This window comes from Psychrobacter sp. ASPA161_9, assembly GCF_051970275.1.
In the GTDB taxonomy this organism is placed as follows: domain Bacteria; phylum Pseudomonadota; class Gammaproteobacteria; order Pseudomonadales; family Moraxellaceae; genus Psychrobacter.
On record NZ_JBEFNI010000009.1, the window covers coordinates 122,477 to 135,115 of the forward strand.

A 12,639-nucleotide genomic window follows, 5' to 3' on the forward strand; every position below is an offset into this window, starting at 1 on the left:
TGCCTACTGTTATTTCGATGTTACAAACGATGTTAGCATTGTGCTAACATCCATACAAGTTCTTTATGATAAAATTGCTTACCTCATCATGTATTATTTTCATTTGGAAGTTATCGATGTCAAAAAATGTACAATTTAACTTAAGAATTCCTGCTGAACTTAAGGCTCTTATCTCTGAAGCTGCACAGGTTAGCGGACGTTCTATTAATGCCGAGGCTCAATATAGATTAGAGGCATCTTTTAAGAGCAACGAAGGGAGTTACAGTGAGGCTCTAAGTAAGTTAAAAGAATTTTTTGATGCTCATCTACGTAGTGAACACTTAATGTCATTAGCTCATAAACTGAACTTTATTTTAAGTGAGGCACAAGCAGTTGATAGTTTTAACACGCCAAGTATTTCGAGAGTAGCCGAAGCATTTAGCTACGATAACGTTATTACCGTTGAAGAATGGTTCGAAGGGCGTAAAGAACCATCATTTGAAGAGTTAAGTAAGCTAGCAGAATATTTTGGCTGTCAAAAAAGCTGGTTAATTCATGGTGAAGGCAAGCCTTTTAAACAGGAGAACTTTAAATTTGGTTTTGATATCAAAGACAATGCAGAGCGTTTGCTAGAAGGTTGTAACGAGAGAGAGGTCAAGTCACTTTGGTTCGCTCGTAATAATACTATCTATGGCGAGCTTGTTATTATTAAGCATTACGACAGTTGGCGTGGTTCGGTTTTGAATCCCCGTATTCATCTTTTTGACGGTATTGGCTTAGGCGATACTAAAGAAAAAGCGCTATTAACTCTCACTTTAGAATATTTATGCAAGCATTATCCTTTAAAGATTAAAGGGGCATTAGTATCAGAATTAGATTTCAATGAACTTATCTGGGTAGAACAAAACCCAATTAAAATTATCGATAAGTATAGTCATAATACTTGGGTTGAGGCTATTTGGGATGAATCAATGTACTTGAAGAAAAATAATAGCTATTGGAAAGGATGGCACGAGATGTGTCTGTCAAACGCTCACACTATCAAACGAAAGGATTTTTTGTCTAAGTTAGTTAATAAATAGTGTTATTGGAATATATCAATATAAATTGAGATTCGAAAAATGTTGTATCATCTCTAACTATATTAAATTAGATAAATATTATTATATAAATTGGAACAACTATGCCGTTATTAGACTGGGTAAACCGCAATCAGGCAGAAGAAACTGCTGACAATGTACCTTACCATTTGCTCAAGTTTGAAGAAGCTTACGGTGATAAGCAAAAAGCAAAAGAGAACTTGATTATTCAGGGTGATAACCTGCAAGCTTTGAAGGCTTTATTGCCCCTATATGGTGGTCAGGTGAAATGTATATTTATTGACCCACCTTACAATACACAGTCAGCATTTGAGCATTATGACGATAAATTAGAGCACGCACAGTGGTTATCGATGATGTATCCGAGACTGCAGCTATTGAAGAAGCTATTAGCACAAGATGGTTCAATTTGGATTACGTTAGATGATAATGAATCACACTATATGAAAGTTTTATGTGATGGAATCTTTGGGAGGTCTAATTTTGTCACAGATATTTCATGGCAGAAAGTATATAGCCAAAGGATGGATGCCAAGCTTTTCAGTACTGATCATGACTCTATTCTCGTATATCGGAAATCAGAACTTTTTACTGTCAACAAAGTTAAAGTAAAGCAGAATCTAAAACAGTTTAATAGTCTAGACGAGGAAACTGGTCTTTACTATAGAAAGCGCTCTTTACGTAAAGAGGGTTCTAATTCGAGACGTGAAGATAGGCCTAATCTTTGGTATGGGATTGAAGCTCCAGACGGTACTATGGTTTATCCTATCAGGCCATCAACAAATACTGAAGGTAACTGGAGATGGTCGAAAGAAACTTATGAACAGAACTTACAAAAGGGTCTAGTAGAATTTATAAAGAAAAAAGGTGAATGGAATATTTATGTTAAACAGTTTGTAGAAGAAGATCCTAGTAGGCCACCTTCAACCATCTGGTTGAACAACGAGGTTGGTAATAATCATGAAGCTAAAAATGAAGCTAAGAAATTCAATACTAATGACGTTTTCGATACTCCAAAGCCAGAAAAACTCTTACAACGTATAATTCATATAGCTACAAATGAAGGTGATATCGTACTAGATAGCTTCCTTGGCTCTGGTACTACTACGGCTGTAGCTCATAAAATGGGCCGAAAATATATTGGTATTGAAATGGGTGATCATGCTAAAACGCATGTTATTCCACGGCTTGAAAAAGTTATAGATGGAGAAAAAGGCGGTATTTCAACTGATGTTGAATGGAAAGGTGGCGGTGGTTTTAGCTTTTATACGCTAGGATCTTCTGTCTTTGATGAACAAGGATTCTTGCATTCGGATGTGAAGTTCTCTGACTTAGCAAGCTATGTATGGTGGCTGGAGACACACACAGCATTTATCTCTACTAATGATATAACTACCCCTTTCTTAGGTGTTCATGAAGGGGTAGCTTATTATCTACTATACAATGGCATATTGGGTGATAGAAGGCCAAATGGTGGCAATGTCTTGACCAATCCTATTCTGAAATATCTCAATGAGTGTCATGAGTATGAAGGCAAGCGCATTATTATCGGTGAAGCGACACGTATCGGTTCAGCAAAATTAGAAACTCTTGCTATTGAGTTTAAACAAATTCCATACGCCCTATACGTCAGCCAAGCTAAATAACTGCAAGGACCACTCATGACATTACAATTAAAAGACTATCAAGATCGCTCACTTAAAGCCTTGGAAAAATTCTTTACTCTTACTTCTTTTAGCACACCTGAAAAAGCTTTTGAAAAGTGCCTGTTTGATGCTGATATGGATGTAGTCCCTTATAACGACCGTCTACAAGGCATTCCTAGTGTATGTATAAGAATCCCAACAGGTGGTGGTAAAACCTTATTGGCAGCCCACAGCATACCTGTAGTAGCTGAAAATTATGCCGATACAGATGCCCCTATCGTACTGTGGCTAGTACCTACTGATATGATACGCCAACAAACACTTGCAGCCTTAACTGATGTGCGTCATCCATACCGCCAGGCTCTACAAAGTCACTACGGCGATAGGCTCAAGGTTTGTGATCTTGATACATTACAGACCATGAACAAGCACGACATTGGCAATTCATGCGTTATTGTTGTTACAACTATACAAACATTTAATATTGGTAAAGATAAAACCCATCAGCGTAATGCTTATGCTTTTGATGAGAGTTTGAGTGAACATTTTACCAATCTAACAGCAAGCCAAACTGAGACTTTGGATAAAGTAACTAGAGAAACGCTAGAGCACCAACCTTTTTTATCAGAAAAAGATATAGGACGAGTAAAGCACTCTTTGGTTAACTTCTTTAACCTTCATCGCCCAATTACTATCGTTGATGAAGCACATAAGAATCGAGGTGGGAAAAGCTTTTTCCATACTATCCAACAGCTGAATCCTAGGTGCTTAATAGAGCTGACGGCAACTCCTAAAGATAATAATGTTCTTTATTCGGTGTCTGCTGCTGAGCTTAAAACTGACCATATGATTAAGTTGCCTGTAGTACTTACAGAACATCGCCAAGGTTGGCAATCTTGTTTGATTGATGCTTTGCTTCAGCGTGCTGATCTAGAGCTAATAGCTCAGAAAGAAGCAGAATACATACGGCCAATTCTACTGATTCAAGCGCAGGACAAAAATGGTGAAGCTAACGTCGAAGTGGTGAAGCAATTTCTAATTGAAGAAAGTAATATCAATGCTGATTGGATAGCTATCTCAACAGGTAATACAAGAGAGCTTGAAGATATAAACCTATTTAGCGAAAACTGCCCTATTCGCATAGTGATTACTGTAGAAGCCCTTAAAGAGGGTTGGGACTGCTCATTTGCTTATATATTGGCTAGCTTGCAAAATATCAATTCTGCGACAGATGTAGAGCAGCTCTTAGGTCGAGTCTTACGAATGCCTTATGCTAAAGAGCGTCAGAATAAAGAGCTTAATAAAGCTTATGCTCATGTGATATCAGACAGTATTGCAGCCGCTACATCTACGCTAAAAGACCGTATGGTAGAAAATATGGGCTTCGATAGATGGGAAGCAGAAGCGGCTATTGTCCCTGCTACACAAGCTAAATTAGAGTTAGATGAGTCTGAGGAAAACTATAAAAAGCCTAATGATCCTGAAACGCTTATTTCTTTGCCATTTGATATCAATATTGAAGAGTTTGAAGCTGATCTACAAGTATATGTAAGAAAGCACGAGACAAGCCAAGGCACAGCCTTAGTTATTACCACAGGTACGACAGATGAACGCTTTGATCAAATCCAAGATGCTGCTTTAAATCAAGCGACTCCAAAGCAGCAAGTCTACGTAGAATCGGTGTTTCAAGAAGCAAGAGCACAAAGACAAGCAGCTAATGCGCCTGAAAACTGGAACGCTCAGTTTTCTTTGATTCCACAGCTAGGCTTGATTTTTGATGGCAGCTGGCAACTGGCAGATAAAGAGGTTATTGAAGATTTTGCAGATTGGGATCTATTGGATTTCCCTATAAGTCTTGAGCAGTTTCAGATAAAGGAAACAGCGAATAGCTTTGAAATTGATGTGAACCTCAAAAATGAGAAGTTAAGTTATGGTCACATTGATACTAAGCAATTGCACTTTGCAGATATGCCAACGCCTATTAGTGAAACAGATTTAATTAATTGGTTGGACAGAAAAACTCGGCGCACAGGTTTAACGCAAACACAGTTAAGAGCATATCTAGTGAAGCTTTTAGCTTATCTCATGCGCGAGAAAAAGCTCTCACTAACTAGTCTGCACCGCGCCCAATTTCAGCTCGTACAAGCAATCAAAGATGAGCTGGATCGTTTGTCTCATTTAGCACGTAAGAAAGCCTTCCAAACAGATATGTTCGACCTTTTAATGGTAGATCATAATATAACTGAGGAAAACTCTTTTGAGTTTAAGGCAGGAGTGTATCCAGTAAAAAAACCATATCGTGGTAGCTATAAGTTCAAAAAGCATTTTTACGCAGAAATAAATGATTTGATAGAGAAGACGGAGAAAGGTAGAGTTTCAGAAGAGTTTATATGCGCTCGACTGCTAGACATGCACCCAAGAGTTAAGCATTGGGTTAGGAATATAGAGTCACAGCAGAGAACTTCTTTTTGGCTACCAACAGATAGAAACTACTTTTACCCTGACTTTATAGCTGAGCTAACTGATGGCTCAATCTTCGTCTTAGAATATAAAGGTGCACATCTAGATACAGCTGAGGATGCACTGATTAAGAACGATATTGGTAAACAGTGGGCTAAGAACAGCAACGGTAAGCGAATCTTCCTAATGGCAAATGCTCAGGATAAGTTTGGGCGAAGTTTAGAGGAACAGATTAATCAGGCAATTGGCTAAAAAATATTATTAGAAAACATTAGTTCGGCAGGTGAAAGGTGATACTATCCTGTTGGGTTTTTTTTATTAAGACATTTATAAAAATCATAATGCATTCACAGTTATAGGAATTTCAAATGGTTAATCGTGGCTCAGAGTGGGGACGTTGGGACTTACATGTCCATACAAAAGGAACCGCTAAAAACGATGGATACACGAATATTTCATTCGACGAATATTGCAGCCATCTATTCAAAAGAGCCATAGATTACAACATTAAAGTAATAGGCATTACTGATTATTTTAATATTGAGAACTATAAGCTAGTTAAAACATATCAGGATAATATCGAGAATAATAATGATTTTAGTGATGATGAGAAAGAGATTATCAAAAAAATTAAGCTTATGCCCAATATCGAGTTAAGAACAACTCCAAGTACAGATAAAGGTAGCTTAATAAATGTTCACTTAATTATAGATCCAAAGCATGTCAAAGAGTATGAAGAGCAGTTTTCAAGGAAGCTAGTTTTTACTTATTCAAACAGCTCTGAATATAGTCTGTGCAAGCTTGATCTTATTAGATTAGGTAAAGCCGCTGAAGATAATGACCAACTTGATGAAAAATCAGCTATCAGAGCTGGAGTTTCAAATTTTATATTAAATCCTTCAGAGTTGATAAAGGCTTTTAAAGAGCTTCCTAACTTTAGAAGTAGGTGTATTGTTGGAGTTTCTAACTCAAATAAGGACGGTGCCTCTTCTTTTCAAGGTCATGAAAAATTCCTAAATGAATCAGAAAACTCTTCTATAAGAATGCTAAGAGAGTCTATATATAACCTTGCTGATGTAATTTTTTCAGCAAACGAAAAAGATATAGATTTTTTTAATGGAAAAAGTGGCTCTTTTCCTGATAAATATGGTGAATGTAAACCTTGTATACATGGTAGTGATGCTCATTCTCTAGAGAAGCTGTTTAATCCAGATTTGAACAGGTTTTGTTGGATAAAAGCTGAGCCCACATTTGAGGGTCTCAAGCAAATCTTATATGAGCCTGCGACACGCGTTCATATAGGACCTAATAAACCTGAAACTAAGTTAGACTATGAAGTTATTGAAAGGGTTAGAATTAATGATATCAATATTGGCAACGAAGTAATTTATTTAAATCCAAATCTCAATACTATTGTTGGAGGGCGTTCGTCAGGAAAGTCTACTTTAATACAGTGTATTGCGCATAAAATAACGCCAAAATCTTTAGAGAATATAGAAGCTAATAGCCATATACCAGAACTATCAAAAAGTATAAATATCATCTGGCAAGATGGTAAAGATGATGATACAAGAGCAATTGAATACTTCTATCAAGGTCATATGTACAGTAAGTCACAAGAGGAAGGTGTCGAAAGTATTATCGAAAGTATTTTACTACAGTCAAACCCTGATGCTTTCGAAGATAGCAGGAATAGAGTTGCAGACTTAAAACAAGTTAATGCAAGTAAACTATCAAATTACTTTACTAATAAAGAGAAAGTTGATCAAATAAATGATCGTGTTAGAAATATAGGTAATAGGGAAGATATAGAGGAACAGATTAAGAAGCTAAGCCAAAGTATAAATTTGTCAAATACTGGCAGTTTGACTTCAGAAGATATTGAAGAGCATGAACTCAAAAAAGCGAAGCTCAAGAAGTTAGAAAAAGATTTAGAACAAATAGTTATAACTAAGACCCAGATTGACAGTTTTGAGACTGAAAAATTCTTCAATACTGTTAATCCTTTCATTGATAACTTATGCTATGAGCATTTTAGTGAAATATTAGAGTCTAAACTGGTAAGTATTCAAGACTATGCTAGGGCTCAGATTATTAATTTTAAAGAGGATGCGACAGTAGCTTTGGAGAAGGTTCGTATCCAAACTGTGGATAGTCAAAATTCGATAGTTAAAGAAGATATATTCATTAGTCGTGAAAAATACTTGAAAGAAGCTGATTTAATAACTCCTTTATTAAATCAAAAAGAAGCTGAAAGTCAAAAGCTACAAAGTATCTTAGTATGTGAACAAGATATCACGGCTATTGAAAATGAATCGAAACAACTTTTAATTGAAGTTCGTAATAACTGGCAAGAGATGAATAACGAACCGCTGGAGCTTATAAAACAGATAAGTATTTTGGAAGATAGCAATCTAGAGGTAACACCTAAGTCATCATTTGAGAACATTAAATTTAGTGATTTTATTAAGAAATGCCTAAATCTACAAAGTGATAAAGCACAAAGCTATACAGTTATAAAAACATCAACTGCTTATGATTTGCTTCAAGTATTTGATGAAATAATCTTATCTATTCGAGATAATTCAGTTAGGCTTAAAGCAGGTTTTACGGAGGAGGGTTTTGTCAAAGAATTCTTCACAAATATATGGTTTAGACTTAGTTATGATGTCATATATGAAGGTGATAATTATAATGTGATGTCTCAAGGTAAGAAAGCTTTTGTAGTGTTGAAGCTCAGTTTAGAATGCAGTAATAAAAGTTGTCCAATAATAATTGATCAACCCGAAGATGACTTAGACAATAGAGCTATCTATACTGAACTCGTAACATACATTAAAGAAAAAAAGGCACATAGACAAATCATATTAGTAACTCATAATGCGAATGTAGTCGTAAATGCAGACAGTGAGCAGATTATTATCGCAAATCAAAATGGTGCTAAAAACTTAAACAAAAACAATAAAAAGTTTGAATACAAGTTTGGTAGCATTGAGTCAAGCTTGAAATCTGATTTACCTGATGCATTTACTTTAGAGTCTAAAACAATTAAAGAGCATATTTGTGAAATTCTTGAAGGTGGAGATACTGCCTTCAAGTTGAGAGAGAAGAAATACGATATTTGATAAGTGTTTATTCTGGAACCTAATAGATCAATCTTAAGTAAGTTAGATCATATTAGGTTTCAGCTCAAATTTTTAACTAAGATTGTAGTGAATATACTCGAGCATATATCAATTCTCTTTCTAATATTTGTCACTATTTATAGTCGATTTAACTAGTTTTTAGGAGTAGTATCCATCTCTCGTAAACGTTGTAAGACAGTGGCCGCGAAAGGGCTGAAGTACTTCCAAGCTTTAAACTTTGTATTATATCTACCACCACCTTCGTTCTTCCATTGTCGAAGTAACGCTATAATTTCTAGATTATAGCTTACAGATTTTACTGAAACTCCACCATCATCGAACTCCCAAACGTCTACCCATATACCGTCAATCGTAAATCGATATCTAGTATAGTTTTTGCTTGATTTAGATAGCTGTATATCCTTCTCATTAGTAATTTTATTTTCGTTTGGAGAGTGCATATTCAGCGTACTCAGCCAATCTTCTGATTGAACCTTAATCTCTTTGGCTACAGGGTATAACCATTTTTTGTTGTCTACTTGATCCAAGATAAATAGTCTTGCTTCTTCACTAGGTATATCCACATTTTGACGAAGTATCTCACGCAGGTCGATTTCAACTGTCTTGATACCTAAGCGCTTGATAAAGTCTAGTTTGTCTGTATCTACAAACGATGTCACTGCAACTTCGATAAATACAGTCTCATCATCAATATTAGCTACTATATCAGGCCTAATTGAACCGACAGCTTGCTCTTCTATTAAACGGATAAACTGCCATGTTTTAGCCTCAACCTCATCAGTGTTTGGTAGGGGTGGTAGCACTATCGCTTTTTCTTCCATAATGACTTGTTTGGCAAATTTGTGTAGGATGCTTTCAGGGTTGATATGACAGCTTTCCTTATTACTAGAATGAGCGAAATGATGCTCGTTCTTCTCTCCTTTTTTAGCGACAACGGGTTCACTGCATTCGAAGCAAATACAATTGCAAGCAAGTCCTTTTTCGACTTGTTTGATATTGACTAATCGTTCTGAATTATTAATTGCGATATTCATTAGCATGATTACTATCCTCTTTAGAGTTGGTGTAAAGTAAGGTTAGTATTAGCTAGAATTTTTAGATGAAACACCCTGAAAATGGGGTATAAATGGGTTTTAATCGGTTTAATATTAATGAAAAACAAATACTTAGAGTTATTCAATGAATTGAAAAAACAGTTAGATTCATATCCTAACGAAACCAATAATCAACGTTATATACAGATAATGCTAGAACGTAGATTAAAAAACCTATCTATTAATACTGATGATAACTACGAGCCTGACAAAATCTCTCGTAAAATAATATATGCAATTGATAAGGAAGTCTGCTTAGATGAAGTTGACAGTAAAGAAGCTCAGAATCTAATCAATATAGGGAAAATACAGAAGGACTTATACGAGTTTGTAAGAACCCAAATAGACCCTGAGTTTATTAGCAGAATGGGATATATACCTATTATTAAGGTAGATCCTTCAAAAGGTGGTCGTGGCAAAGAAAAACTATTCTGGTTGGATATTGAACCTTTCGAGACTTTACCAGTTAGCGAGTTACAAGATGAGGATGACGCACCAGAAAATTATTATGAAGTAACTTACCAGCGTGCGCCTACTTCTAAAGTCAAACCATCACTCTTCATTCGTTTGTTCTTTAGAAATGGTGAGCTGAAGTTGTATAGTCCTAAAGGTTTACTCTTGATAGCTTTAATGCTCGCTAGTCTTTTGCTAGATGTCCTCATCGTTTTATTTTCAATCGTGTTTATAATTTTTATGAAAGATTTGCCAACACTGAGTCTAATAACGGCTTTAACTATTATCGCACTTATCCCTTTTGCCTATATGAACTTTCTATGGTTCTTCAAACCTCTTCATCATTTAATGACGCATCGAGTGAGTAAAGCGCCATTGTTGTTTGCAAGTCTGAATACAGATAATGCTGATATTGAAATGTATAAGGGAGCTGACGGTTATAGAATAGCAAGGATCACTGCTTTCACCTCTATTTGTCCGATATGCACAGCGCCTATTGAACTAGCTGATGGTAAGCCTGATCAAAGACAGCCGTTAGTAGGAAGATGTAGAGAGGCTCCGCATGCTCACGTTTATAGTTTTGATAGGATGACATTAAGAGGTTATTTCTTAGGACATGAAGGATACCTAATAAACTCACTATAATGCTTTCTAATTAATAGAACGATAATTGTCTTTTTGATATATAAGAGTGCTTCATATTTATAAGTAGTAATGATCGTTGAAGTGATGATTTTGTTTTAAATGCTGAGGAGTAGTGTGGTGATGTACATTATTAGAATAAGAGGTTTATAGCATGTCAACCTATAAAGAGGTGTGTGAATTTCGTGCAGAGCGCTGGCAAAAAAACCATGAGCGAATACAATACGTGCAGGTTTATCACCTTGTGTTGGGAAATACTCTGGTTCTTGCTCGCCGCGTATCAATTCTACTTGTTGTCCTAAAAATAGGGCATTGAACAGTGATATCAGCCAATCCGTAAGAGCGTATTCGGAGTTTTTTTGTAAGCTCAAGGTATTGATAAGTGTATTTTTAATTTTGTTATCTGTATTAACATCATTTAACCACTGCCACTGCTGTTGTGAAATTTTTAAGTAGCTGTCGAGCTTAGTTTTGGCTACAGCGTCTAATTTTTTATTACCGACGGTTAAGTTGGTATAACTCGAGCCAAAATTAGAAGTATCTTCTAATTTTATTAGTCGATTTAATAAATTGGTAGCATTAGTTGTAGTCAATATTGTAGAAAAATCAGGATGATCAGGTTGAGAATTCATAAATAGACAAGTCAAATAGGTAAATAATAAAAAAGTTATGAGGCTATTTTTATAGCAAGTTTTATCGTACGCGTTTTTAATAGATAGTAAGCAGCAAAAATCGTAACATACTAGCGCTGGCGTCATATCAGGCTTTCCGTTAGTATGGCAGGCAATATTATACACCGTTTTTGATGAATGAGGCCGCGCATGTCAAGCACCCCAATAAACAAGCCGTCAGCGCTTCAAGCTGATAAAGCATCAGCTCCTACGTCAGCTAACCTGCCAGAACATATCTCCTTAAGTAAATGGGAAGACAGTGGTTTTGAGTGGGTAGGGCAAGTAGCACCACGCTCTTTTGAGCGTCTTAATCCCCTATTAACGACTGAGCATCTGCAGTCAGATCTTCAGATGAAAGCCAATCTATATCGCCATAATAATGTGTTGCATCTATCTTTTACCTTAACTGGTGAAGTATGGTTAACCTGCCAGCGTTGTTTGCAACCCATTGCTATCGATTTGACCGATGATTATGATATCGCTCTACTCGATAATGAAAGCCAAGTGCGCCTGGTCGGTGAAGAACAGGACTATCTATTGCTTGATGAAATTATCACTGAGCCTGCACCAGAGCGTTTATTACCGCTTAAAAAATTGGTCGAAGATGAGATTTTACTGAAAACGCCAATGGCTCCAAAGCATGATGCTTGCGAGATGAGTGTTGAGCAGTTTGGTGAGATACCAGAAGAAGAAGAAACTGAAAATCCTTTTGCTGCTTTGGCGTCTTTGAAAGGTAATTTATAATGCTATAAACGGCATCTGTAAAAGATATTTTGGCAGATATTCTACTGTCTTTTTGGCGGCTTTATGCAGAAGAGTGAAAAGCAGGGCTTTATTAATCCGTTAAACATGCGTATAATGTCCCGTTTATTGCATTCTAGCAATCTGCTACTGGCAGAGAGAAGCTGAGCTTGCAAACTAATTATAGATTTTAGACGTAATCAACACTTTAATACGTGGCAATCTATTTAACTAATGATGCGTAAGACTTAGGTTGTTGTGATTATATAGCCTCTGTCAGTGTCGATTAAAGCTGAATTTCAAGCTTATCCCCTTTTAAGTATAGGAGCTATATCATGGCCGTTCAAAAAAGTCGTAAAAGTCGTTCTCGTCGTGACATGCGCCGTTCACACCATCGTATGGAAATCGCTGAGCTAAGCGTTGATGCTACTACTGGTGAAAAACATCGTCGTCATCACATGACTAAAGATGGTTTTTATCGTGGTCGTCAATTGTTTAAAGTTAGTCAAGAAGCTTAAGTTATTGTTCATTTGATAGTTTGCATCTGGCGATAGTAATGTTTTCACTCATCTACTATTGCCGCCTGCCACTATTCTTAGACAGTATATATTGAGCCAATAAAAGCCAAGTTATTTCGCTATCATATATTATGTAGCTGGATAACTTGGCTTTTTATTATTTATTATTTACTAGTATGTTTTATTTAC

The 12,639-nt window shown here is 36.2% G+C and carries 9 protein-coding genes; 7 read left to right on the plus strand and 2 right to left on the minus strand.

What is annotated here, in order from left to right:
* The first annotated feature begins 116 nt into the window (after window positions 1-116).
* The 4 genes from ACTQ9S_RS11300 to ACTQ9S_RS11315 all read left to right on the plus strand — a co-directional run bounded on the left by ACTQ9S_RS11300 (window position 117) and on the right by ACTQ9S_RS11315 (window position 8,310).
* Complete coding sequence (locus ACTQ9S_RS11300) at window positions 117-1,061, plus strand: Arc family DNA-binding protein (RefSeq protein ID WP_440454986.1); 945 nt, start codon at window positions 117-119, stop codon at window positions 1,059-1,061.
* Window positions 1,062-1,162: 101 nt separating this feature from the next.
* Window positions 1,163-2,725: a site-specific DNA-methyltransferase gene (locus ACTQ9S_RS11305; RefSeq protein ID WP_440454987.1), complete on the plus strand. Its 1,563-nt coding sequence runs from the start codon at window positions 1,163-1,165 to the stop codon at window positions 2,723-2,725.
* 15 nt (window positions 2,726-2,740) lie between these two features.
* Window positions 2,741-5,437 carry a DEAD/DEAH box helicase gene (locus ACTQ9S_RS11310; protein ID WP_440454988.1) on the plus strand — a complete coding sequence of 899 codons (2,697 nt, stop codon included), beginning with the start codon at window positions 2,741-2,743 and terminating at the stop codon, window positions 5,435-5,437.
* Between the two features lie 116 nt (window positions 5,438-5,553).
* Entirely contained in the window at window positions 5,554-8,310 is a 2,757-nt protein-coding gene (locus ACTQ9S_RS11315; protein WP_440454989.1) for a TrlF family AAA-like ATPase, read from the plus strand.
* A 152-nt stretch (window positions 8,311-8,462) separates the two neighbouring features.
* Here ACTQ9S_RS11315 and ACTQ9S_RS11320 read toward each other — a convergent pair whose 3' ends face one another.
* The gene (locus tag ACTQ9S_RS11320; protein ID WP_440454990.1) at window positions 8,463-9,371 is read right to left on the minus strand and encodes a competence protein CoiA family protein; all 909 of its coding nucleotides are present in this window, start codon (window positions 9,369-9,371) and stop codon (window positions 8,463-8,465) included.
* A gap of 75 nt (window positions 9,372-9,446) precedes the next feature.
* On the opposite strand from ACTQ9S_RS11320, the gene ACTQ9S_RS11325 reads away from it, so the two are divergent.
* Window positions 9,447-10,523 (plus strand): hypothetical protein, encoded by a 1,077-nt coding sequence (locus ACTQ9S_RS11325; RefSeq protein ID WP_440454991.1) that lies wholly within the window; start codon window positions 9,447-9,449, stop codon window positions 10,521-10,523.
* 95 nt (window positions 10,524-10,618) lie between these two features.
* Here the strand turns inward: ACTQ9S_RS11325 and ACTQ9S_RS11330 are convergent, their stop codons facing one another.
* Window positions 10,619-11,152: an elongation factor P hydroxylase gene (locus ACTQ9S_RS11330; RefSeq protein WP_440454992.1), complete on the minus strand. Its 534-nt coding sequence runs from the start codon at window positions 11,150-11,152 to the stop codon at window positions 10,619-10,621.
* Between the two features lie 189 nt (window positions 11,153-11,341).
* Between ACTQ9S_RS11330 and ACTQ9S_RS11335 the strand changes: the two genes are divergently transcribed.
* Together ACTQ9S_RS11335 and rpmF are read left to right on the plus strand one after the other, a co-directional pair.
* Window positions 11,342-11,935 carry a YceD family protein gene (locus ACTQ9S_RS11335; protein ID WP_068326091.1) on the plus strand — a complete coding sequence of 198 codons (594 nt, stop codon included), beginning with the start codon at window positions 11,342-11,344 and terminating at the stop codon, window positions 11,933-11,935.
* Window positions 11,936-12,267: 332 nt separating this feature from the next.
* Window positions 12,268-12,450, plus strand: coding sequence for a 50S ribosomal protein L32 (gene rpmF / locus ACTQ9S_RS11340; protein WP_068034628.1), 183 nt, complete (start codon window positions 12,268-12,270; stop codon window positions 12,448-12,450).
* Window positions 12,451-12,639 lie beyond the last annotated feature (189 nt).